The 23,464-nt window shown below is 66.1% G+C and carries 21 protein-coding genes and 1 pseudogene; 9 read left to right on the top strand and 13 right to left on the bottom strand.

What is annotated here, in order from left to right:
- Window positions 1-3: 3 nt before the first annotated feature.
- Complete coding sequence (locus A7X12_RS21305; RefSeq protein ID WP_064313439.1) at window positions 4-1,200, bottom strand: MFS transporter; 1,197 nt, start codon at window positions 1,198-1,200, stop codon at window positions 4-6.
- Window positions 1,197-2,231 carry an aldo/keto reductase gene (locus tag A7X12_RS21300; protein ID WP_064313507.1) on the bottom strand — a complete coding sequence of 345 codons (1,035 nt, stop codon included), beginning with the start codon at window positions 2,229-2,231 and terminating at the stop codon, window positions 1,197-1,199. The genes A7X12_RS21305 and A7X12_RS21300 overlap by 4 nt, the downstream gene beginning before the upstream one ends.
- 87 nt (window positions 2,232-2,318) lie before the next feature.
- On the opposite strand from A7X12_RS21300, the gene A7X12_RS21295 reads away from it, so the two are divergent.
- The 3 genes and pseudogenes from A7X12_RS21295 (at window position 2,319) to A7X12_RS26820 (ending at window position 4,775) form a co-directional block, all read left to right on the top strand.
- The gene (locus A7X12_RS21295) at window positions 2,319-3,224 is read left to right on the top strand and encodes a LysR family transcriptional regulator (protein WP_064313438.1); all 906 of its coding nucleotides are present in this window, start codon (window positions 2,319-2,321) and stop codon (window positions 3,222-3,224) included.
- A 233-nt stretch (window positions 3,225-3,457) separates the two neighbouring features.
- Window positions 3,458-4,201 (top strand): annotated as a pseudogene (locus tag A7X12_RS21290) (transposase); the annotation flags it as partial.
- A gap of 301 nt (window positions 4,202-4,502) precedes the next feature.
- Entirely contained in the window at window positions 4,503-4,775 is a 273-nt protein-coding gene (locus A7X12_RS26820; RefSeq protein WP_443029316.1) for a phage integrase central domain-containing protein, read from the top strand.
- A 313-nt stretch (window positions 4,776-5,088) separates the two neighbouring features.
- On the opposite strand, the gene A7X12_RS21280 is transcribed toward A7X12_RS26820, so the two are convergent.
- The 9 genes from A7X12_RS21280 to A7X12_RS21240 all read right to left on the bottom strand — a co-directional run bounded on the left by A7X12_RS21280 (window position 5,089) and on the right by A7X12_RS21240 (window position 13,867).
- Window positions 5,089-5,319, bottom strand: coding sequence for a formate dehydrogenase subunit delta (locus tag A7X12_RS21280; RefSeq protein ID WP_232318633.1), 231 nt, complete (start codon window positions 5,317-5,319; stop codon window positions 5,089-5,091).
- Window positions 5,316-8,159 (bottom strand): formate dehydrogenase subunit alpha, encoded by a 2,844-nt coding sequence (gene fdhF / locus A7X12_RS21275; protein ID WP_064313435.1) that lies wholly within the window; start codon window positions 8,157-8,159, stop codon window positions 5,316-5,318. The genes A7X12_RS21280 and fdhF overlap by 4 nt, the downstream gene beginning before the upstream one ends.
- Window positions 8,160-8,261: 102 nt before the next feature.
- The gene (locus tag A7X12_RS21270) at window positions 8,262-9,734 is read right to left on the bottom strand and encodes an NADH-ubiquinone oxidoreductase-F iron-sulfur binding region domain-containing protein (RefSeq protein ID WP_064313434.1); all 1,473 of its coding nucleotides are present in this window, start codon (window positions 9,732-9,734) and stop codon (window positions 8,262-8,264) included.
- Window positions 9,734-10,150: an NADH-quinone oxidoreductase subunit NuoE family protein gene (locus A7X12_RS21265; RefSeq protein WP_064313433.1), complete on the bottom strand. Its 417-nt coding sequence runs from the start codon at window positions 10,148-10,150 to the stop codon at window positions 9,734-9,736. Before A7X12_RS21265 ends, A7X12_RS21270 begins: the two co-directional genes overlap by 1 nt.
- Window positions 10,151-10,229: 79 nt before the next feature.
- Complete coding sequence (locus A7X12_RS21260; RefSeq protein WP_064313505.1) at window positions 10,230-11,114, bottom strand: LysR family transcriptional regulator; 885 nt, start codon at window positions 11,112-11,114, stop codon at window positions 10,230-10,232.
- A 51-nt stretch (window positions 11,115-11,165) separates the two neighbouring features.
- Window positions 11,166-11,483, bottom strand: a complete 318-nt coding sequence (locus A7X12_RS21255; RefSeq protein WP_064313432.1) for a 2Fe-2S iron-sulfur cluster-binding protein — start codon at window positions 11,481-11,483, stop codon at window positions 11,166-11,168.
- Window positions 11,476-12,324 carry an S-formylglutathione hydrolase gene (gene fghA / locus A7X12_RS21250; protein WP_064313504.1) on the bottom strand — a complete coding sequence of 283 codons (849 nt, stop codon included), beginning with the start codon at window positions 12,322-12,324 and terminating at the stop codon, window positions 11,476-11,478. Before fghA ends, A7X12_RS21255 begins: the two co-directional genes overlap by 8 nt.
- A gap of 11 nt (window positions 12,325-12,335) precedes the next feature.
- Window positions 12,336-12,731: a VOC family protein gene (locus A7X12_RS21245; protein WP_064313431.1), complete on the bottom strand. Its 396-nt coding sequence runs from the start codon at window positions 12,729-12,731 to the stop codon at window positions 12,336-12,338.
- A 23-nt stretch (window positions 12,732-12,754) separates the two neighbouring features.
- Complete coding sequence (locus tag A7X12_RS21240) at window positions 12,755-13,867, bottom strand: S-(hydroxymethyl)glutathione dehydrogenase/class III alcohol dehydrogenase (protein WP_064313430.1); 1,113 nt, start codon at window positions 13,865-13,867, stop codon at window positions 12,755-12,757.
- Between the two features lie 93 nt (window positions 13,868-13,960).
- On the opposite strand from A7X12_RS21240, the gene A7X12_RS21235 reads away from it, so the two are divergent.
- Window positions 13,961-14,869 carry a LysR family transcriptional regulator gene (locus tag A7X12_RS21235; protein ID WP_064313429.1) on the top strand — a complete coding sequence of 303 codons (909 nt, stop codon included), beginning with the start codon at window positions 13,961-13,963 and terminating at the stop codon, window positions 14,867-14,869.
- Between the two features lie 67 nt (window positions 14,870-14,936).
- Here the strand turns inward: A7X12_RS21235 and A7X12_RS21230 are convergent, their stop codons facing one another.
- On the bottom strand, window positions 14,937-15,971 hold the full coding sequence (locus A7X12_RS21230) for a LacI family DNA-binding transcriptional regulator (RefSeq protein ID WP_064313428.1): 1,035 nt from the start codon (window positions 15,969-15,971) through the stop codon (window positions 14,937-14,939).
- A 129-nt stretch (window positions 15,972-16,100) separates the two neighbouring features.
- Between A7X12_RS21230 and A7X12_RS21225 the strand changes: the two genes are divergently transcribed.
- The 4 genes from A7X12_RS21225 to A7X12_RS21210 are packed head-to-tail and all read left to right on the top strand — an operon-like array spanning window position 16,101 to window position 19,773.
- Window positions 16,101-17,261, top strand: a complete 1,161-nt coding sequence (locus A7X12_RS21225) for an alpha/beta hydrolase family protein (RefSeq protein WP_064313427.1) — start codon at window positions 16,101-16,103, stop codon at window positions 17,259-17,261.
- A 13-nt stretch (window positions 17,262-17,274) separates the two neighbouring features.
- Window positions 17,275-18,333, top strand: coding sequence for a VOC family protein (locus A7X12_RS21220; protein WP_064313426.1), 1,059 nt, complete (start codon window positions 17,275-17,277; stop codon window positions 18,331-18,333).
- A gap of 13 nt (window positions 18,334-18,346) precedes the next feature.
- Entirely contained in the window at window positions 18,347-18,832 is a 486-nt protein-coding gene (locus tag A7X12_RS21215) for a cupin domain-containing protein (protein ID WP_064313425.1), read from the top strand.
- Window positions 18,832-19,773, top strand: a complete 942-nt coding sequence (locus A7X12_RS21210) for an NAD-dependent epimerase/dehydratase family protein (RefSeq protein WP_064313424.1) — start codon at window positions 18,832-18,834, stop codon at window positions 19,771-19,773. The genes A7X12_RS21215 and A7X12_RS21210 overlap by 1 nt, the downstream gene beginning before the upstream one ends.
- Before the next feature lie 76 nt (window positions 19,774-19,849).
- On the opposite strand, the gene A7X12_RS21205 is transcribed toward A7X12_RS21210, so the two are convergent.
- Entirely contained in the window at window positions 19,850-22,153 is a 2,304-nt protein-coding gene (locus A7X12_RS21205; protein WP_064313423.1) for a TonB-dependent receptor, read from the bottom strand.
- Between the two features lie 236 nt (window positions 22,154-22,389).
- Here A7X12_RS21205 and A7X12_RS21200 point away from each other — a divergent pair, with 236 nt between their 5' ends.
- Window positions 22,390-23,409: an aromatic ring-hydroxylating dioxygenase subunit alpha gene (locus A7X12_RS21200; RefSeq protein WP_064313422.1), complete on the top strand. Its 1,020-nt coding sequence runs from the start codon at window positions 22,390-22,392 to the stop codon at window positions 23,407-23,409.
- Window positions 23,410-23,464 lie beyond the last annotated feature (55 nt).

Genomic DNA, 23,464 nt, shown 5'->3' with positions numbered 1-23,464 from the left:
GCTTCATCCCTTTTCGGCGGCGGCCCGGGAAGCGCATTGCCAGTCGGGTTGCCGCGCAGCTTTATGGCGGCTGGTCGTCCAAAGCGCCACCAGGCCCATCAGCGATGTCACGGCGCCTGCCAGCGCCACGGCCGGATAGCCGAGTCCGGCAGCAATCACGCCGCCCCCCAGCGCGGCACCGAACGCATTGCCAAGATTGAATGCGCCGATATTGACCGCCGAGGCGAGGTTCGGGGCGTCTGCTGCCGCCGTCATAACGCGGACCTGTAGCGGCGGCACAAGCGCAAAGCTTGCGACACCCCACAGGAAGATCAGCACCGCGCTCGGGCCGGCCTGCGGCATCAGCAGGGCGAAGGCGATCAAGATGGCGGACAGACATCCCAGCGTGATCAGCAAGGTGCGGTCGACCGAACGATCGGCGAACCGGCCGCCCAGCCAGTTGCCCGCCGTCAGGCCCACGCCATAGAGCATCAGCATCGCGGTGATGAAGCCCAGCGACGCATGCGTCGCGTCGCGCAGGATAGGCGTGATGTAGGTGAACACGGTGAACATCGCGCTCGATCCGATCACGGTTAGCGCCAGCGCACCCAGCACCCGCTTGCGGGCGAGTACCCGCAGCTCTGCGAGCACGTTGCCGCCCGCGGGTGCAGGGAGGGCAGGCAGGGTCACGCGAAGTGCGGCCATCGTGAGCACGCCGAGGCCGGCGATGCCCCAGAAGGACGCGCGCCACCCGAGATGCTCGCCGACCCAGGTGGCGAGCGGCACACCCACCACATTGGCGATGGTCAGCCCCATGAACATAGAGGCGACCGCGCTGGCCCGGCGCTCGGGTGCGACCAGCCCTGCCGCCACGACCGAACCCACCCCGAAAAAGGCGCCGTGGTTGAACGAGGTGAGCACGCGCGCGACGAGCAGCAGCGCATAGCTGTCGGACACCGCCGCGAGCAGGTTGCCCGCGGTGAAGATGCCCGCCAGGCCGATCAGCAGCATCCGCCGCGGCACCCGGCCGGTGGTCAGCGTCATCAGCGGCGCGCCGAGCATCACGCCCAGCGCATAGGCGCTGATCAGCAGCCCCGCCGCGGGGATGGAAACCTGCAGATCCTTTGCGATGACGGGCAGCAGCCCCATCGGCGCGAATTCGGTGACGCCGATGCCGAAGGCACCGACCGCGAGGGCCAGCAAGCCGAGTTGGTTCTTCATACGAGCCTCGGTGCCAGGCGGGCAAAGCCCTCCTGCTGGCGATAGGGGGTATGCGGATAGGGTGGCAGCACCTCGCTTGCGCGATCGAGCGTGGCGATCTGCTCCGCGCTGAGCGCCCAGCCGACGGCACCGAGATTCTGGCGAAGCTGCGCCTCGTTGCGCGCGCCGATGATCACCGACGACACGGTGGGGCGCTGGAGCAGCCAGTTGATCGCGATCTGCGGCACGGTCTTGCCGATCTCGGCGGCGACCGCTTCGAGCGCATCGACGACGCGGTAGAGATGCTCGGCCTCGACGGGCGGCGCGAACTGTTCGGTCGCATGCAGGCGGCTGCCGTCGGGGATCGGGCGATCGCGGCCGATCTTGCCGGTCAGCCGGCCCCAGCCGAGCGGGCTCCATACCAGCGCGCCCACGCCCTGGTCGGCGGCAAGCGGCATCAGATCCGCCTCATAGGCGCGGCCGATCAGCGAATAATAGACCTGGTGCGCCACCAGTCGCGGCCATCCATGGCGCTCCGCCACGGCCTGCGCCTTCATCACCTGCCAGCCGGGATAGTTGGACACACCGGCATAGCGAACCTTGCCCGACGCGATCAGCAAGTCGAACGTGCCCATCACCTCCTCGGTCGGGGTGGAGGCGTCGAAGGCGTGGAGCTGGAGCAGGTCGATATAGTCGGTGCCCAGCCGGCGCAGCGCATCCTCGACGGCCCGGATCAGGCGGGCGCGGGAGGCACCCCAATCCTGCGAGGCGTCGCCCATCGGTAGTCCGGTCTTGGTCGAGACGAGCACCGCGTCGCGGCGGCCGCGGATCGCCTCGCCCAGAATCTCCTCCGAGGCGCCACCCGAATATACGTCTGCAGTGTCAAACAGCGTCACGCCGGCATCGAGGCAGATGTCGATCAGTCGCCGTGCCTCGGCCGCATCGCTCTGGCCCCAGGCGCTGAACAGCGGCCCCTGGCCGCCGAAAGTGCCCGCGCCGAAGCTGAGCGCGGGCACGCGCAGGCCCGATCGTCCCAATTGCCGATATTCCATGCTCACCATCCTATTGCTTGTTCGGAGGCAAAGATGGACGGTGCGGCAGTGTCGGTGTAGCTGGAGCGAACGCGAAGGATTTGTGCAATGGACGCAAAGATGAGCGGCGGCAGCGACCGGGCGCATGCGCTCGCACTGTTCGCTGCGGTGATCGAGCTAGGCAGCTTCTCGGCGGCCGGCCGGAAGCTAGGCATGAGTCCTTCGGCCGTGGCGCGCGCAGTCGACCGCATCGAAGCGCGACTGGGCGTGCGCCTGCTGCTGCGCTCTACCCGGGCGCTCACGCTCACCGCCGAGGGCCACGCCTATCTGCAGGCCGCGCGCCGGATTCTCGCCGATCTCGACGACGCGGAGCAGCAGATCGCCGACCAGGGCAGTCCGCGGGGGCGACTGCGGGTCAGCGCGGCGCTGTCACATGGGCGGCTGTGCGTGGTGCCACTCCTTGGCGAGTTCGCCGCGCTGTACCCCGACATCCTGATCGACATCGCATTGACCGATACGCTGGTCGACATCGCCGCCGGGCAAGCCGATGTCGCGGTGCGGTTTGGACCGTTGCCGGACAGCTCCCTCACCGCCCGCAAGCTTGGCGAGACCCGGCGGGTGATCGTCGCCGCGCCCAACTATCTCGCGCGGCACGGAATGCCGCAGGTGCCCGAGGACCTGTTCGCCCATAATTGCCTGAATTTCAGCTTTCGTCGTTCCGAACCCGTTTGGCCGTTCCGCCGCGATGGCCATGACTTCGCGCTACCGGTGCGCGGTGGATTGGAAGCCAATAATGGCGAGACGCTCGGGCAGCTGGCGGCAATCGGGGTCGGCATCGCGCGGGTGGGTGCCTTCAGCGTGGTCGAGGAGATCGCAAGCGGCGCGCTTGTGCCGCTCCTCGAGGCGTTCAACCCCGGCGACGTCGAGCAAATCCACGCGGTGTTCGTGGGCGGGTCGAATGTGCCGGCGCGGGTACGGGTGTTCGTAGACTTCTTGGCCGCCAACCTCCGATAGCGCCTTGCTCTAAGCCAAGTACGTCGCGGCGTTCAGCGCTCAGAAGCAACCTAGCAGATTACGACCAAGAACCTCCGGCAGCTCCCGACCCAGACTGTGCGAAAACGCAGCAGAAGTGGTAATGTGGTCCGACAGTTTGGAGGGGCGGATGGGTCGCTTCATTGCCGGCGCGGATCGTACGCAGACGACGCTGTTTCCGCCATGCATGGACGATTGGATCGAGGAGGAGAATCCCGTTCGGGCGGTCGATGTCATCGAGTGGGCGCAGGACAGGGGTGGTCGGCTACAATGTTCAGGTGGCGGTAGACACAGACCACCATATCATCGTCACGCACGAGGTGACGAACGTAGGAACCGCTCGGGCGCAACGCAGCGGCATGGCAACCAAGGCCAAGGCAGTTCTTGGCATAGAGCAACTCGATGTGGTGGCCGATCGCGGCTATTTCTCCAGCGAACAGATACTCGCCAGCGAACAGGCCGGCGTCACCGTCACTCTGCCAAAGCCGTTGACCTCACAGGCCAAGGCTGCGGGACGGTATGGCAAGCAGGATTTCGTCCATATCCCCGATCAGGACACGTATCGCTGCCCAGCCGGCGAGGCGCTGACATACCGCTACACCAACTTGGAAGTGGGTTTGACGGTAAGCCGATACTGGACAAGCGCGTGCCCAAGATGCCCCCTCAAGGCGCGTTGCACACCGGACCCGGAACGTAGGGTCACACGTTGGGAACATGAGCACATACTCGAAGCCATGCAGCAGCGCTTGGACGCAAACCCCAACGCAATGCGGGTACGGCGCCAGACCGTCGAACACCCCTTCGGCACGTTGAAGTCGCGCATGGGTGCATCGCACTTCCTCATGAAAACCAAGCGTCACGTTTCAACCGAGATGGCGCTCCACGTTCTCGCATATAACCTGACCCGCGCGCTCAGCATCCTCGGGGCCCGGAAGATGCTAACCGCAATTGCCACCTGAGTGCGCGTCGCTCGATGGGCTTGCGCGTCTTTGCGGGCGTGCCTTTGATCGCGTCACGCCGTTTTCACACAGCCTGGAGCGGAAGCTGTCGCTTGGTAACTTCCCCGAAGTAACTCTCCAACAGGCACGCGTGGAGCTCGCCGACAGCTTCGATCCGGTCGAGCAGAAGCGACAGAAGCAGCTCGATGCGGAACTGGCGGCGAAGACCACTTTCGAGCTGGTCGCCAATGAATATATCGAGAAGATAGAGCGGGAGGGAAAGTCGGCGGCCACCCTTTAGAAGGCGCGCTGGTTTCTTGAACTGCTCGGTGGCGTCGCCCGCCGGCCGATCGCGGCGATCGCACCGCACGAGCTGCTGGATGTCCTGAAACGCGCTGAACGTCGCGGGCATCACGAGACGGCAGTGCGGCTGCGCGCCTTTGCGGGCCGCGTGTTCGGCTATGGCTTCGCAACGCTGCGCACCGAAAAGAACCCGGCGGACATTCTCCGGGGTGCGCTGACCGTTCCGCGCGTGAAGCATCATGCGGCGATCGTTCAGCCGAAGGAGGTCGGGGAACTGCCTCGAAGACGATAGAGGGCGCCCCGACACGCTCTTCGCGCTGTGGCCCGCTCTGCACGGCGAGGGCCCGTATCCGGTTTTCGGACCAGATTTTTGGGTGGGCTACGAAGCACTCGCGGATCGGGAATTCGCCGGCGCTCACGCTTCTTTGGGGGACACCGCCAATGGGAGTCCCACGAGCTTTCGACTTAAGACGCTTCCGCACACGGTCGGTAGTCATGCCTTTACCGGCGTACGTGGCGATCCAAAGCGACGAGCGCATCGCAAGGGCGCAGCTTTTCCTGAAACCAGCAAATCCTGCCGCACCACTGACAACACGCCGCTACTCCTATGGGGTGTCGGCATTCTTCCTTGTCAGTGCTTCCCGCAGCCGCTCGACCGCTTCGGCTGCGGTCGGTGAAAGGCCGGGTGCGGCTTCGAGCAGGCTCGCCTTCATGCCAGGGTCCCAGAACAGCGTGATATGTTCGGCGGTCGCGGCAGCGGCCTCCGCCTCGCCCATCGTCACGAAATTGGCTGCGATCTGATTGGCCATGCGAATGAGCGGATCGTGCTCCCTCATTCGGCCGCCTCGGTTTCGATCCGGCGCGAGCGGGTGGCGAGCGCCTCATAGTCTTCCTGCCAAGCGCTGGGCCCGTTGGAGGCCGAAACCTGCACCGCCGTTACCTTGTATTCCGGGCAATTGGTCGCCCAATCCGAATAGTCGGTGGTGATGACATTGGCCTGGGTCGCAGGGTGGTGGAAGGTCGTGTAGACGACGCCCGGCGCCACGCGATCGGTGACGACGATGCGCAGGGTCGTCTCACCCGCCCGGCTGGCCAGGCGGGCCCAGTCGCCGTTCTTGAGTCCCCGATCCTCGGCATCCACCGGGTGAATTTCGAGAAGATCCTCGGGATGCCATACCACATTGTCCGTGCGCCGCGTCTGCGCGCCGACATTATACTGGCTCAGAATCCGCCCGGTGGTGAGCAACAGCGGAAAGCGCGGGCCGGTCTTCTCGTCGGTCGGGATATAGTCGGTGACCACGAACTTGCCCTTGCCACGCACAAAGCCGTCGATGTGCATCACCGGCGTGCCCTCTGGCGCGGCTGCGTTGGCGGGCCATTGGATCGACCCCATCGCGTCCAGCCGCGCGAAGCTCACGCCGGCGAAGCTCGGCGTCAGCCGGGCGATCTCGTCCATGATCTCGCGGGGATGGGTGTAGTGCCAGTCGAGACCCAGCGCATTGGCGAGGCGCTGGGTCACTTCCCAATCGGCCATGCCGTTCATCGGCGTCATCACCTTGCGTACGGGCTGGATGCGACGCTCGGCGTTGGTAAAGGTGCCATCCTTTTCGAGGAAGGTCGAACCGGGCAGAAAGATGTGCGCGTAGTTCGCCGTCTCGTTCAGAAACAGGTCGTGGACGATGACGCATTCCATCGCGGCCAGCCCGGCCGAGACGTGCTGGGTGTTGGGATCGGACTGGAGAATGTCCTCGCCCTGCACGTACAGCGCCTTGAACGTGCCGTCGACCGCGGCGTCGAGCATGTTGGTGATGCGCAGGCCCGGTTCCGGATCGATGGCGACGCCCCATGCATCCTCGAACAGCGCGCGGGCGGTCGCGTCAGACACGTGCCGATAGCCGGAAAGTTCGTGGGGGAAGCTGCCCATGTCGCACGCCCCCTGGACATTGTTCTGCCCGCGCAGCGGGTTTACGCCGACGCCCTCGCGCCCGATATTGCCGGTCGCCATCGCAAGGTTGGCGATCGCCATCACGGTCGACGAGCCTTGCGAGTGCTCGGTAACGCCCAGGCCATAATAGATCGCCGCATTGCCGCCGGTGGCATAGAGCCGTGCCGCCTCGCGCAGCGCGGCGGGATCGACCATGGTCACGGGTGCCAGCGCCTCGGGCGCGTTGCGCGATTGCGAGACGAACTCGGCCCAGTGCTGATATTCGTCCCAGTCGCACCGTTCGCGGACAAAGGCTTCGTTCGCCAGCCCCTCGGTCACGATGACGTGCGCCATTGCGGTCAATACCGCGACGTTGGTACCCGGCCGCAGCGGCAGGTGGTGTGCCGCCGCGATGTGCGGGGACCGCACGATGTCGATCCGGCGCGGGTCGATCACGATCAGCTTCGCGCCCTCGCGCAGCCGCCGCTTCATGCGGCTGGCGAAGACCGGATGGCCGTCGGTCGGGTTGGCGCCGATGATCAGGATGACATCGGCCTGCATCACGCTGTCGAAATCCTGGGTGCCCGCGCTCGTCCCGAAGGTGGTCTTCAGCCCATAGCCGGTCGGCGAGTGGCACACCCGTGCGCAGGTATCGACATTGTTGTTGCCGAACCCGGCGCGGATCAGCTTCTGGACGAGGAAGGTTTCTTCGTTGGTACAACGGCTCGAGGTGATGCCGCCGACCGCGCCGCGCCCATATTTTGCCTGGATGCGGCGGATTTCGGATGCGGCATGGGCGAAGGCTTCGTCCCAGCTGACTTCCCGCCAGGGCTGGTCGATCGACGCGCGGATCATCGGGTTGAGGATGCGTTCCTGGTGGTTGGCATAGCCCCAGGCGAAGCGGCCCTTGACGCAGCTATGCCCGCGATTGGCCTTGCCGTCCTTCCACGGCACCATCCGCACCAGCTGCTCGCCGCGCATCTCGGCGCGGAAGGTGCAACCGACCCCGCAATAAGCGCAGGTGGTGACGACGCTGCGGTCCGGCGTGCCGATTTCGACGACCTTGCGTTCCTGCAGGGTCGAGGTCGGGCAGGCCTGGACGCAGGCGCCGCACGAGACACATTCCGACGAAAGGAAATTGTCCGCGGCGGTACCTGCGGAGATTTTCGACGCGAAGCCGCGCCCGTCCATGGTCAGCGCCAGCGTGCCCTGGACCTCGTCACAGGCGCGGACACAGCGCGAACAGGCGATGCACTTGCTGGGATCGAAATCGAAATAGGGGTTGGACAGGTCTTTCGGCTGGTCGCGGTGATGTTCGCCCGCATAGCCATAGCGGACCTCGCGCAGGCCGACCGCACCCGCCTGATCCTGCAGCTCGCAATCGCCATTGGCAGGGCAGGTAAGGCAGTCGAGCGGGTGATCGGATATGTACAGCTCCATCACGCCCTTGCGCAGCTTGTGCAGCGTCGGCGTCTGGGTGCGCACCACCATGCCGGGTTCGACCGGCGTCGTGCAGCTGGCGGGCGTGCCGCGCCGGCCGTCGATCTCCACCAGGCACAGCCGGCAGGATCCGAATTGCTTCAGACTGTCGGTGGCGCACAGCTTGGGGATGGCGGTGCCCAGTTCGGCCGCCGCGCGCATCACCGTGGTGCCGGCGGGCACGGTGGTTTCGCGGCCGTCGATGGTTAGCGTGACGCTGGTCGACGCGTCGGACGCGGGGGTGCCGAAATCGGCCTGGGGTTCATAGCCCATCCTGTTGCTCCAGCCGCGCACGATCGTTGCGGCGATTCAAGGTGTCGGGAAGAGGGGGACGGCGCCGCATCGCGCGCGCGGATCCGGTTCGTGAGGTTTCGATCATGCTGTCGCCTCGGCCAGGCGAAGGCCGAAATCCTCGGGGAAATGGTTGATCGCGCTGAGCACCGGATAGGGCGTGAAGCCGCCAAGGGCGCAGAGCGACCCGAATTTCATCGTCTCGCACAGGTCGGCGATCAGCGCGAGATTGGCGTCCGGCGCGTCGCCGGCGATCACCTTGTCGAGCGTCTCGCGCCCCCGTACCGATCCGATCCGGCACGGCGTGCACTTGCCGCAGCTCTCCGCCGCGCAGAATTCGAAGGCGAACCGCGCCTGCTTCGCCATGTCGACCCGGTCGTCGAACACGGTGATGCCGCCATGGCCGATCAGCCCGTCCACCGCCGCGAACGCCTCATAGTCGAACGGCGTGTCGAAAAGCGCGGGTGGAAAATAAGCGCCCAGCGGCCCGCCGACCTGCACCGCGCGAACCGGCCGGCCGCTGTCCGTGCCGCCGCCGATGCGTTCCACCAGCTCGCCCAGCGTGATCCCGAACGCGGTCTCGAACAGCCCGCCATGCTTGACGTTGCCCGCCAGCTGGACCGGCATCGTGCCGCGCGACCGGCCCATGCCATAGTCCGCATAGGCCTGGGCGCCCTGCGCCAGCACATAGGGCACCGCGACGAGGGTCAGCACATTGTTGATCACGGTCGGACAGCCGAACAGCCCCATATGCGCGGGCAGGGGAGGCTTTGCCCGCACCTCGCCGCGCTTGCCCTCCAGGCTGTTGAGCAGCGAGGTTTCCTCGCCGCACACATAGGCACCTGCCCCGACACGCACCTCGATCTCGAATGGCGCGACGATCGCGGCGGCGAGACGCACCGCCGCCTGCATCTTGGCGATGGCATGCGGATATTCGGAGCGGATATAGACGAAGCCCTTGTCGGCGCCGACCGCCAATCCCGCGATTGCCATGCCTTCGATCAGCAGGAAGGGGTCCCCCTCCATCACCATTCGGTCGGCAAAGCTGCCGCTGTCGCCTTCGTCGGCATTGCACACGATATATTTATGCGGGGCCGCCGCGCGGGCGACGGTGCTCCACTTGATCCCGGCCGGGAAGCCCGCGCCGCCGCGGCCGCGCAGGCCCGACGCGGTCACCTCCGCGACGACCGCCTCCGCCCCCATCGCCCGTGCGCGCTCGAGACCGGCCCAGCCTCCCGTCGCGGCATAATCCTCAAGGCTCAACGGCCGTGTCCGTCCCGCGCGCGCAAAGGTCAGCCGGGTTTGGGCGGCGAGGAACGGATGCTCGGCGATGCGGCCGATGCACAGTGCTTCCGCTTCGCCCGCCAGGATCGCCGCGACATCGCCGACGCCGACTGGCCCATAGCCGACGCCGTCAATGTCGACGAGCGGCTCCAGCCAGTGCATGCCCCAGCTCGAAGTCCGGACCACCGCATGCCCGCGATCGGCGAACGCCTGCGCGACCGCGTCCGCCCCGCATGCGAGCGCAAGCGCGTCGTCCGAGATGCGAACCTGCATCACAGCGCTCCGATCAGCGCGGCGACCTTGCCGCCGTCGAGCCGCGCATGCACCGCGTCGCCGACCATCGCGTTCGGTCCGACCGAGCACAGCCCCAGGCAATAGACCGTCTCCACCCGCACCCGCCCGCCGGCGACGCGCTCGGCTTCGGCTGCCAGCGCGTCGCTGCCCCGCGCCTGGCAACTTTCCGCGCGGCACAGCTTGATTGCCGGACGCGGATCGGGGGTGCGGCGAAAGTCGTGATAGAAGCTGACGACACCGGACACCTCGGCGCGGCTCAGGTTGAGATGCTGCGCGATGGTGCGGATCGCCGCTTCGGAGACATGGCCGAAGGCCGCCTGCACGTCGTGCAGGATCGGCAGCAGGGCATCCTGCCTAGGGGGGTGCGCGTGCAGAATGTCGTCCAGATCAGCCATCGTTCCTCCACCGGCGACTGTGTCGGGCGGTGGCGACAAACTCAAATCAAACTTGGCGATAAGTGATAGCCATACTCTATCAAGCCTGGGTCAGCTTCTGCGCGACGGCTAGCGCGGCCCGCGCGACCGGTGCCATCGGTTCGGCGGCGGCGACCAGCATGCCGATGCTGTTGGTCTGGGGCAGGTCGGCGATCGGGATCAGCCGCACGCCGGTGTCCGGCGCGATGAACGCCGCATGGCTGTCCGTGACGATGCTGTTCAGTCCGCCATGCGCCACCAGCGACAGCAAGGCGAGATAGGAATCGGTCGTCGCCACCGGCTGCACCTGCACGCGCAGCCGCGCGAAATGAGCGTCGAGGATCCGGCGGTTCTGCATCCCCTGATGCAGCAGGCAGAGCGGTTCGCCGACCGCCTCGGCCAAGCTGACGCTGTCCTGCTGGGCGAGCGGGCTTCGCGGATGCGCGGCGAGGCAATAGCGTTCGTGATAGAGCGGCGCCGCCGTCACCCCGGCGGGGGCGTCGCCGGTGAGATAGGTCAGCCCCGCGTCCAGCTCGAATCCCGTGATGCCGCGAAGGATATGGTCCGAGGTCAGCTGTCGGATCGCGACCCGCAGGTCGGGATAGTCGGCCGTCAGCGCGCGCAGGAACCGCCCGGTATAGGGCATGGCGGCGGGGATGCAGCCCAGCCGCATCTCGCCGCGCAGCGACCCGGCCGCGTCGATGGCGAGGCGCATCTCGTGGTGCGCGGCGACCAGCCGGCGCGCATGCGAAAGGATCGTCTCGCCCTCGATCGTCAGCGCCACGAAGCGGCGGTCGCGCTGGACCAGCCGCTTGCCCAGTTGCGCCTCTAGTGTTGCGATGGCCGTCGACAGGGTCGGCTGGGTTACGTTGCAGCGCGCGGCGGCGCGCGCGAAATGCTGTTCCTCGGCCAGCGCGATGAAATATTCGAGGTGCCGCAGTTGCATCACCACCATCGCTAGGGGGGATCCCGGGCGTCGTAAAGGGAAGCGGCGGTGTCAGTCCTCGGGGGCGATGACGACCCGCAGCCCTGCCACCGCCGGGGTCAGGCGAATCTGGCAGGCGAGGCGCGAGGTCGCCTGACGATGGCTGCTGCTCTCGAGCAGATCGTTCTCGTCTTCGCTCGGCGGCGGCAACGCGGTAGCGGAGTCCGCATCGACATAGACGTGGCACGTCGCGCAGGAGCAGCAGCCCCCACACAGCGCCAGCAGCTCATCGATGCCCTGCTCGCGGATCGCTTCCATCAGCGTCAGCCCGTCTTCGGCCTGTAGGGCGCGCTGCGTGCCGCTGCGATCGGTGACGAGGATTTCAGTCATTGGAGGCGTTCCCGCTGAGCCGTTGCCCATGCCAGTGGAGATGGTCGGCCATGAAGGTCGAAATGAAATAATAGCTGTGGTCGTAGCCGGGATGGATGCGAATGGTCGCGGGCTGGCCGGTGCGCTTGCAAACGTCTTCGAGCAATTCGGTCTTCAGCTGCTCGGCAAGGAAATTGTCGGCACCGCCCTGGTCGACCAGCAGATCGGGCAGGCGTGCGCCATCCTCGATCAGCGCGCAGGCATCATAGGCGCGCCAGGCGCTACGATCGGTGCCCAGATAGCCGTTCAACGCCTTCTCGCCCCAGGGGCAGTGCATCGGGCTGACGATCGGCGAAAAGGCGGATACCGAGCGGAAGCGGCCGGGGTTGCGCAGCGCGATGGTCAGCGCGCCGTGCCCGCCCATCGAATGGCCGGTGATTCCCTGTCGCTGCATGTCGACGGGCAGGTTCCGTGCGACCAGCTCGGGCAGTTCGCGTTCGATATAGCGCCGCATTTGATAGTGGCGGCGCCAGGGCGCCTGCGTGGCATCGACATAGAAGCCGGCGCCCTTGCCGAAATCATAGGCCGCGTCATCGGGAACGTCGTCGCCGCGCGGCGACGTGTCCGGCGCGATGAAGATCAGGCCGAGTTCGGCGCAGACACGCCGAAACTCGCCCTTTTCCGTTACATTGGCATGGGTGCAGGTCAGCCCCGAAAGATACCATAGGACCGGCAGGCGCGCACCGGGCGCATGCGCCGGCACGAACGCCGAAAAGGTCATCGGGGTACCCGTCGCCTCGCTCTGGTGGGTGAAGACGTGCTGCGTCCCGCCAAAGCTGAAATTCGAACTGACCTGCTCCATCATATGGCCTTTCAGACGAAGGTGTAGGCGCAGATCTTGTTGCCGCCCGGATCGCGAAGATAGGCAGCATAGGCGCCGGGAAGATGATTGCGCGGTCCCGGCGCGCCCTCGTCGGTGCCACCCGCCGCCAGGCCTGCCGCATGGAAGGCATCGACGTCCGCCGGGCTGGCAGCGGCGAAGCCGATCGTCACGCCGTTGCTGGTCGGCGCCTGGCCGTTGCCGGGGCGGACCAACAGGAACGCCGGCTTGTCCTTGCCGTAGAGCATCCAATTGCCGTCGTTGAACGGCCCGAGATTCTTCACGCCGAGCGACGCCAGCGCCGCGTCGTAGAATTTCACCGACGCGTCGAGGTCCTTTGCGCCGAGCATCGTGTGCGAGAAGACGCCGTCACCAGAAATAACCGACATTTCGTATCTCCATCAGTTGGGAATTAGTACACGACGACGCTGCGGATGCTCTCGCCCGCGTGCATCAGGTCGAAGCCCTTGTTGATTTCTTCGAGCGACAGGACATGGGTGATCATCGGATCGATCGCGATCTTGCCTTCCATGTACCAGTCGACGATCTTCGGCACGTCGGTGCGGCCCTTGGCGCCGCCGAACGCGGTGCCGCGCCAGTTGCGCCCGGTCACCAGCTGGAAGGGCCGCGTGGAAATCTCCTTGCCCGCCTCGGCCACGCCGATGATGATCGACGTGCCCCAGCCGCGATGGCAGGCTTCGAGCGCGGTGCGCATCACCTCGGTGTTGCCGGTCGCGTCGAAGCTATAGTCGGCGCCGCCGTCGGTCAGTTCCAGCAGCTTGGCGATCGTCTCCTCGCGCGAAAGGCCCTTGGAGTTGAGGAAGTGGGTCATGCCGAACTGCCGGCCCCAGGCCTCGCGCTCCGGGTTGATGTCGACGCCGATGATGCGGCCGGCACCGGCCAGCTTCGCGCCCTGGATGACGTTGAGGCCGATGCCGCCCAGGCCGAACACGACGACATTCTCGCCCACCTGCACCTTGGCGGTGTTGACCACCGCACCGACGCCGGTGGTGACGCCGCAGCCGATATAGCAGCTGGTCTGGAACGGCGCGTCCTCGCGGATCTTCGCCACCGCGATCTCGGGCAGCACGGTGAAGTTCGAAAAGGTCGAGCAGCCCATGTAATGGAAGATCGGCTTGCCCTTGTAGCTGAACCGGGTCGTGCCGTCGGGCATCAGCCCCTTGCCCTGGGTGGCGCGGATCGCGGTGCACAGGTTGGTCTTGCCGCTGAGGCACGACTTACACTGGCGGCATTCCGGCGTGTAGAGCGGGATGACGTGATCGCCGGGCTTCACGCTGGTCACGCCGGCGCCGACCTCGCGGACGATGCCGGCGCCTTCATGGCCGAGTACCGAGGGGAAGATGCCTTCGCTGTCGAACCCGTCGAGCGTGTAGGCATCGGTATGGCAGATGCCGGTCGCCATGATCTCGACCAGCACTTCGCCGGGCTTCGGTCCCTCCAGATCGAGTTCGACGATCTCCAGCGGCTTCTTGGCTTCGAAGGCGACGGCGGCGCGAGTCTTCATGATGGTCTCTCCTTGGCTCGACCAGCTAGCATTATCCCACCGGTGCGATAATATACTCATTTCGCAAATGAGTATGCCATTTCGAGGGGTAATATGCGCCAATGGGCCGGGATCGAGGAGTTCGTGGCGGTCGCGCGAACGGGCAGCTTCACCGCAGGCGCAGCGCGGCTGGGGATGTCGCCGACGCATGTCAGCCGCGCGATTATTGCGATCGAGCAGCGGCTCGACGCGCAACTCCTCTATCGCACCACCCGCACCGTCCGCCTGACCGACACGGGCAGGGCGTTTCTCGAACGCTGTGAGCGAATCCTCCGCGAGCGGGACGAGGCGTTCGCCCTGGTCGGGGGCAAGGGGGAGCCGCAAGGCGAACTGCGGGTCACCTGCTCCACGACGATGGGGGAACGGTTCGTGGCGCCGATCCTGCGGCGCTGGTCGATCCGGCATCCGCGGCTGTCGCTCAACATCGAACTGACCAATCGAGTGATCGATCTGGTCGCGGAGGATTTCGATCTGGCCATCCGCACCGGCAGTGTCGACGATCCGCGGCTGACCAAGACCCGCGTGGCATCGCGCACGCTCTATACCTGCGCGGCGCCCACCTATCTCGCGCGCCGCGGCACCCCCCGCGACATCGCCGATCTTGCGGAGCATGAGTGCATCATCGGCAGCGCCTCGACCTGGCACTTCCGCGCGACCGGCCAGGCGGTGCTGCACCGACCGACGGGAAGCTTCCGCTGCAACAGCGGGCATGCGGTGATCGAGGCATGCGTATCGGGGCTCGGCATCTGCCAGCTGCCCGACTTCTATATCCTGCCCTATCTGCAGCACGGCATGGTCCGCCTGGTGCTGCCGGAGGCGCAGGCCGCGGACGAACCGATCTGGGCGGTCTATCCGCAGCACCGCCACTTGCTGCCCAAGGTCCAGCAAGCCGTCGCCACGCTGGTGCACGAACTGGCTGCGGCGATGAACCAGCCGCACTTGCGCGACCTTGCGCCGGCCTAGGTCGGCGCGCCGACACATGCGGCAGCCGTGAATACGTATTCTGGATAAGCCTGAGCAGCGCGGCGCGCTAGCCGATTCTCGGGCTCCTGGCGCTGGATCGGACGACCAGCGTGCCTTCCACCACCGAGTGGGTGATGCGTTCGGGTTCGTCGCGAAGTTCGCGGATGATGTCGATCGTCCGATCGACCATGGTCGCGACCGGCTGTGCGAACGTTGTCAGCGAGAAGGCGGGCCAGGCCGCGATCGGCACGTCGTCAAACCCGACGATCGAGATGTCGCGACCGGGTTCCAGCCCGAATTCGAACCGCGCGACGTTGAGCGCGGCGATCGCCATGTGATCGTTGCAGCAGAAAATGGCATCCGGTCGATCGGCGCGGGTCAGCAGCCGTCGCGTCGCCGCGGTAGCGGGGTCATGCTGGAAATCGCCGCGCTCCTCAATCGGCTTGGGCAGCCCATGCTCTTCGAAATACGAAAGAAATCCGTGCTCGCGTTCCCTGCTGGTCGAGCTGCCGGCAATGCCGCCCATGATGGCGATGCGCGCATGGCCTCCCGCATGCAGAAAGGCGGCGAGCGTGCGTGCGCCGACAATGTTGTTGCCGACGACGGAAGACACCTCGGGATCGTCCGACCGCCGGTTGAACAGGATGACGGGCACCTGCGCGCGTCGGCATTGTGCGGCCAAGGCCGAGGTCAGCGTGGCGGAAAGCAGAATCAGCGCGTCGAGCCGGTAGTGCAGCACTTCCTGGATTTCGGCGTTCAGCGTCGTCGAAAGGTCGATGGGGAACAGAAGGAGGCGGTAGCCGGCCCGTTCCAGCGCGTGGGAAAACAGTTCCAGCGCCTCGGCGAAAAACGGGTTGCGCAGATTGCCGACGCCGATGCCGACGATGTTGGACCGGCCGCTGATCAGCGAGCGCGCGATCAGATTGGGCTGGTACCCAAGCCGCTCGGCGGCGGCGAGAATCTTCGCGCGGGTGCCGGATGCGACGCTCGCGCCCGGCGTGAAGGCGCGCGACACGGCCGATTGCGACACGCCGGCCTCGCGCGCCACGTCGTGGGCCGTCACCAGCGACCGCGTCCCGTTGTTCTTTTTTCGAACGACCATGCCTCGTCTTGCCGACACATGCCTTCAGCATCAAGTCCCCCAGGGCGCATTGCATACGCTTGCAAAGCGTCGCGATCAGCGGTAGCGAGGCACAAGAGGTGCCGGAAGGGCGCCCGGCTGGAGAGACTCGTGTTCGAACCATTTCCCGGTAATTACATTTGGAACCTGGGCGTGAACCTCGCGCTGATCGGCGGCGGCAATCACGGCGAAGTCGATATCGCCTGCCGCCCGATCCGGGAGGCTGCGGCGCAGGGTGCGGATGCCGCGACCGCCGCCTTTTTCGAAAGCTGGCTGCGCGTCGCCAACCAGCTGGTGGCGAATGCCGCCGTCGACGAAAAGGCTGGGCGATCCTGGTCCGCGGCGGCCAAGCTGTTCCGGGCCTGCGGGTATTTCCTCAACGCCGAGCGCTTGCAGGCCCGCGACTATGCCCCGCGCTGGCAGGCCTATCGGGATGGTCTGGACTGTTTTCGGCGCTCGATCGAACTGGGCGGGGACCCGGTCGAATTCGTCGAGATCCCCTATGGCGACAGCACCTATCCAGCGCTGTTCGTGCGCGCCCCGGCCACCGCCCAGGGCCCGGCGCCCTGCATCGTCAGCTGCAACGGGCTGGATAGCATGAAGGAGCAGATCTACGGCAACGGCTTTGCCCAGGCGCTCGCGCGCCGCGGTATCTCTACCTTGCTGCTCGACCAGCCCGGGACCGGGGAGGCTCTGCGCCTGCGCGGCCTGACCGGGACGCATGCCGCCGAGCGCTGGGCCAGTCCCGCGGTCGATTATCTGTCGACCCGATCCGATGTCGATGCCGCGCGGATCGGCATGTTCGGCCTGTCGCTGGGCGGCTATTACGCCCCCCGCGCCGTCGCCTTCGAGCCGCGGTTCAGCCTGTGCGCGGTGATGGGCGCCAATCACGATTGGGGCGCGATGCAGCAGCGGCGCATGGCGCGCGAGGGCGAAAACCCCGTTCCCCATTACTGGGACCATGTGATGTGGGTGTTCGGCCAGCCCGACATCGACAGTTTCATGGCCTGGGCACCCAACATGTGCCTGGACGGCGTGGTCGAGAAGATCGTCGCGCCGTTCCTGGTCACCCATGGTGCGGGCGACCGGCAGATCCCGGTCGAGCATGCCCATCGCTCCTACGATCAGGCGACCGGTGCGCGCGAACGCGCGCTGCGCATCTTCACCGAACAGGATTTCGAGATCGAGCATTGCGGCGCCGACAACGGCACGGTCGCCCGCGACTTCATTGCGGACTGGATCGCCGAGCGTTTCGGCGGCCGTACCGGCTGAACGGAGAGGAACAATGGCGATATTGGGCGTAGAAAGCGTCGAGTTCGGGGTGGATGATCTCGAACGCTGCACCCGCTTCTGGCAGGATTTCGGGCTCAACCCGGTGGCGCAGGACGCGGCGGAAAGCATCTTCGACGTACCGAGCGGCTCGCGGATCATCGTCCGCAAGGGCGACGATCCCCGCCTGCCGCCGCGCAACTTTCCGGGCAACGGCATTCGACGCACGATCTGGGGCGTCGACACGGCGGAAAGCCTGGACCGCTATGCCGAGCGTCTGGCCGCGCGCGTCGACGTGCAGCGGGAGGCGGACGGCACGATCCTGTTCCAGACGCCCGACGGCCAGCATTGCGGGCTGCGGCTGTGGAGCAAGCGCCCGGTCCTGTCCAACCCCGATCCGGTCAATGCGCCGGGGAACATCAAGCGGCTGAACCAGTGGCGGCAATGGCGCCACAAGGCGATCCCGAAGACCATCAACCATGTCGTCTTCTTTTCGCCGGATTATGTGAGCGCGTTCGAATTCTACCGCGACGTCCTCGATTTCCGCTACTCGGATCATAGCAAGGGCGTCGGCATCTTCGCGCGTGCGGACGGCACCAACGAGCATCACAGCATCTTCTGGGTGAATTGCGACCTGCCGTTCGCGCCGGACCAGCATGGTTTCATGCACATCGCCTTCGGCCTCGACGATATCGACGAGGTCATGCTGGGCGCCAATCTGATGGAGCGGCGCGGCTGGAAAAATAACAGCATGAACAGCTCCGGCGGCATCTCTCGTCACCGGATCTCGTCGGCGATCTATTATTATCTCGACAATCCGAACGGCGGCGAGGCGGAATATCACGCGGATACCGATTATCTGGATGACAATTGGGTACCGCGCGCCTGGGACTTCAAGTTCGGATCGCTGCTGTGGTCTGCGAACACCCCGCCGATCTTCGCGGCCGACAACATCCCCTGGGACGTGACGTTCGACCAGGACCAGCGCTCGTTCGAGCCCTACCGCAAGCATTTGTCGAACCCGGAAGCGGCGCGGCTCGCCGCGCTGACCCCGGACGACGAACACGCCCTCTGACGAAGGAAAGAGCATGGCCGAGAGCTTTCGACGCATCGTTACGACGCATGATTCCACCGGGCGTTCCGTCGTCCGCAGCGTGGACACGCTGACCCCGCAGCCCATCGCCGGCGGCGTCGCCGATTTCCAGCTGGTCTGGACGACGCCGACCGTTCCCGCGGACAATAACGGCGACGACGACGGCGCCGCGCGGGAGGCCGGCCTCACGCTGCAGGGCGGATCGGTGATCCGCATCGTCGACATGATGCCGGGCCAGGCGTCGCCGATGCATCGCAGCTTCTCGATCGACTATGGCATCGTCCTGTCGGGTGTGCTGGAGTTGGAACTGGACGGCGGCGAGGTCGTCGCGCTCGGTGCGGGGGACATCGTCGTCCAGCGCGGCACCAACCATCTCTGGCGCAATCCGTCGCCCGACACGGTCTGCCGGATCGCGTTCATCCTGATCGAAGCCGCGCCCGTCGTCGTGGACGGCAAGGTGCTGGAGGAACTGCACCCCTGATGGCCCAGCGGCACATCCTCGTCACCGGGGCGAACGGCTTCATCGGCAGCCGGCTGGCCACGCAGCTGATGGAATCGCCAGACTTTGCGGATTGTCGCTTCACGCTGCTGGATCTGGCGCACGCGACGCCCTCCACGGATCCGCGCGTGCGGCAGCTCGCCGGTGACCTGAGCGACCCGGCCACTCTGGATTCGGCGATCGGGGGGCGGGCGGACCTCGTCTTCCATCTCGCCGGGATTCTGGGCGGGGCTGCCGAACAGGACTATGCGCTCGCCCGGCGGGTGAACATCGACGCAACGCTGACTCTGCTGGAGCGGCTGCGCGACGCCGAGAATCCGCCGCGCGTGGTGTTCGCCAGTACGATCGCCGTGTTCGGACCTTGCGGGGGCGCGCCGATCGACGACGATACCCTGCCGCTACCGACGATGACCTATGGCGCGCAGAAGCGGATGATCGAAATCGCCGTGGAGCAGTTCAGTGCGCGCGGCTGGATCGACGGGCTGGCCCTGCGCCTGCCCGGTATCGTCGCGCGCAAGGATGCCGATGCCCGGCTGAAGTCCGCCTTCCTCAACACGATGTTCCACGCGTACGAGGCGGGCCGCGACATCGTCCTGCCGGTGTCGCCCGACGGCACGACCTGGCTGATCTCCGTGCCGGCGTGCGTCGAGGCGTTCGTTCATGCGGCGCGCTTGCCGGGCGGCACGATCGGCGCGCGTCGCGCTTTCACCCTTCCGGCGCAGCGCGTACGGATCGATGGGCTGGTCGCGGCACTGGCACGCCGCTTTCCGACGAGCCACAGCCAGGTAACCTATCAGCCGGACGCAGCGCTGGAACAGTTGTTTGCGCGTCAGCCGCAACTCACGACCGCCTTGGCCGACGCGCTGGGGTTTTGCCATGACGGCGATATCGATCGGCTGGTGGCACGCGCACTTCAGGCCTGATCGTCACCTCGAGCACTAAAAAAAGGGGGTTCCGCCGCAAGCGGAACCCCCTTTTCCATGGGCCATGCGGCCCGCTTCAGAAGTTGAAGCGGGCGCGGGCACCCACCGTGCGCGGCGGGCGGATCGAGGCAAGCACCATGCCGCCGGGTGCGGCCAGTGCATTGGCGGACGAGATGAACGGGTAGCGGAATGCCTGGGTCAGCACCCCCTCATTGGTGATGTTGCGGACATAGGCGCTGATCGAGAAGCGGCGGTTCTCGGTGGTGTAGCTGAGGTCCGCATCCACCGTCGCGTAGCTGTCCTGCTCGGTCGTCGGAATGAACTCGATCGACAGGTACGAGCTCGATGCGAACTGCCCGGTGACACCGGCGGTAATCCGCGCGCCGCTCGCAAGGTCGAAGTCGTGGCTATAACCGGCCGTGCCGGTCCAGGTCGGCGACCGCACCAGCTGGAAGCCCGCGCAATCGACCTTCTGCGCGCCGTTGACCAGCGGGCCCAGCGCGCAACCCGTTGCCGGCGGGCCGAAGACCGCCGTGGGATGCGTATACACGAAGGTGTCGTACTTGCTCTTGTTGTACTGCACCTTGAGCGTGAGGGTGTCGTTCGGGTCGGGCCGGAACTGCACGTCCACATCGGCGCCGTAGCTTTTCGCGCGGCCGGCATTCTCGGTCACGAAGGTGAAGAAGCCGGGCAACGTCGTCGGCGCGAGATGCGCTTCCTGATGGTCGCGATACTTCCAGTAGAAGGCCTCGATGTTGAGCTGCAGCCGGTTGTCGAGGAACCGGTTCTTGATGCCCATGTCGAACGCGGTCAGCTTTTCCGGCAGGAAGGTGTTGGGGGCCGGCGCCGCGAAGAAGCCGCCCGATTTGAAGCCGGTGCTGACATTGCCGTACAGCATCGAGGCCGGTGCCAGATCATATTCGAAGCCGGCCTTCCAGGTCCAGCTATTGTAGCTCAGGCGGCCGCCCAGCTGCACGTCCAGCCGGCAGAACAGCGGCGGGCTGGGCGTGGAGGGATCGAACACCGCGGTGCCCGAGCACAGGGGCGGGGCTGCGTTGGGAAAGCCGTAGGAACTGGTGAGACCGGCCTGCCGCTTGCGCTCATAGGTGTAGCGCAGGCCGCCGGTGAGGCGGAGCGCATCCAGCACGCGCAGCGTTGCCTGGCCGAAGCCCGCATAGCTCCGGATCTGGGATGCGAAGTTGGGCACGGTCTGCGCGTTTACGCCTTGCGAGACATATTGCAGGCGACGGCCGTCGATGTTGCTCTGTTCCTCGTTGAAATAATAGCCGCCGATGACCCATTTCAGCGCCGGGGTCTCGTTGGACAGGCGTGCCTCGACGCTGGTCTGCCGATCATGTTCGTCGTCGTTGACCTGGAAGCCGGGGACATAGGTGCGGTCGGACAGTTTGGCGTCGCGATAGGCGGGAATCAGGGTCAACGTCGCCGGGCCGAACTTCCAGCTGAGCTCGCCGGAGATCGCGTAGACGTCGATCTTTGCGAAGCCGTCGTCGGCGAATCCGGTCAGCAGGCCCCCGATGCCCGGCTCATTGCGGACGATACGGACCACGGCCGGGTCGCTGATCCCGCGCCAGCGGCTGCCGGGCAGGCTGGGATTGAGGACCGAGCCGGCGCCCTTGCCGCCGACGCCCTGATAGCTGCCGGTCAACAGCAGCGACACGTCGGCGTTGGGCTCCCAGAGCAGGTGCACGCGCGCGCCGCCCGAATGGTCGTCGTCATAGCCGTTGCTGAGATAGCCGTCGCGCCGCGTGATCTGTCCCGACGCGCGCAGCGCCGCCGTTTTCCCGATCGGCAGGTTGAGCGCGGCGGTCGCGCGCCACAGATCATAATTGCCGACTTCGCCTTCGGCGAAGCCGCTGACCTGGCCGAGGCGGGGGCGGGCGGTGAGGAAGTTGATCGCGCCGCCCGATGCGTTGCGGCCGTAGAGCGTTCCCTGCGGCCCCTTCAGAACCTCGACCCGGTCCAGGTCGTAGAGCGCGCTGCGGGTCGCCCAGCCGCGCGACACATAGACGCCGTCGATGTTATAGGCGACGGCGCCCTCGGCATAGCTGTTGGCGGCATAGTTGCCGACGCCGCGGATATAGGTCTGGGGTGAGTTGCCGCTGGTCGCGACCGACACACCCGGCGCGATCGCGCTCAGATCTTCGGGCTTGCTGATGCCGCGCCGCGTCAGATCGTCTGCCGAGATCGCCTGAATCGAAAGCGCCGTGCGCTGCACATTCTCTGCGCGGCGCGAGGCGGTGACGATGATGTCCTGAACGCCAACCTGTTCGTCGGCCGGCGGCGTCGCCGGCGGAGCCTCCTGGGCCAGGGCCGCGCCCGAGCTGAACAGGCAGGTGGTTGCGAGTAACCGGCGAATCATGATCCTCTCCCATTTTTTTGATGCATTATCGGGAGAGGGCGGCAGAAGCCGCATACGAAACCATTTCCTCTCCCAGCAGACGTTCTTTGCGCGTCGGCTTCCCGTCACATAGCACGTTTTTCATGCGGTGGAATACGTATTCATTTTTTATTGCAATCTGCCCTTCGTTGCGACAAGAAACGTCCAGACGCCTCCCGCTGAGAAAGGCGCTTTTGAATGCAGATGGAGAGAGGCCTGTGTCGTTTCTGAAAAACACCTGGTATCTGGCTGCCTGGTCGGAGGAAGTAGGCGCCACGCCGCTTGCCCGTACCATCGCCGATGTGCCGATCGCCCTGTTTCGAGACGAATCGGGGGCCGCGGCCGCCGTGCTCGATATGTGCCCGCATCGTTTCGTGCCGCTGTCGCGCGGCCGCGTCGAAGACGGGGTGCTGGTGTGCGGCTATCATGGCCTGGGCTTCGGCCGCGACGGCGCCTGTCGGCGCAATCCGCACGGTCCGATCGTGTCGTCGCTGGCGGTGCGGGCATTCCCGCTCGTGGAGCGGCACGCCGGGCTGTGGCTGTGGCTGGGGGATCCCGCCGCGGCCGATCCCGCGAAGATCCCCGATCTGAGCTTCATCGATCAGACGCCGCCCGAGTCCCGTGCTTCCGGCTACCTGGTCAACACGGCCAATTATCTGTTGATGGTCGACAATATCATGGACCTCAGCCACGCCGACTATCTGCATCCCGATACGCTGGGCGGCGGCATCAATACGCGCACCAAGGGCAAGGTCGAGGAGCAGGGCGACCGCGTCACCATTCGCTGGCACGCGGACAACGAGCTGCTGCCGCCGGTCCAGAACGCCTTCCTGCCGGAGCCGGGCCAGCGCGCCGATTTTCGGAACGAAGTGACCTGGCACCCGCCCGGCGTGATGGTCCAGCGGCTCGCCTTCGGCCCGACGGGGCGCATGGCCACGGAAGGGGCCGATAGCCTGACCGTGCATGCCATGACCCCTGAGAGCAAGGATCGCACCCATTATTTCTTCTGCCACACCAGCGATGCGCTGCGCGGCAATCCCGGGCTGACGCCGCAGATCCGGGCGGTGCTGCTGGCCGCCTTCGGAAACGAGGATTCGCCGATGCTCGCCGCGCAGCAGGAGCGGATCGGGGATGCCGATTTCTGGTCGCTCAAGCCGGCATTGCTGCCGATCGACACCGGGGCGGTGCAGGCACGCCGGCGCATGGACCGATTGATCGCCGAGGAGCAGCGCGCCTGAACAACGCTCCGGCGGGCAGGAAGATTCACGGCGGACGATGCGACGGGGCGGCACC

The organism is Sphingomonas sp. TDK1, assembly GCF_001650735.1.
Classification (GTDB): Bacteria; Pseudomonadota; Alphaproteobacteria; order Sphingomonadales; family Sphingomonadaceae; genus Sphingomonas.
This window is presented reverse-complemented; position numbering and strand designations above follow the sequence as displayed.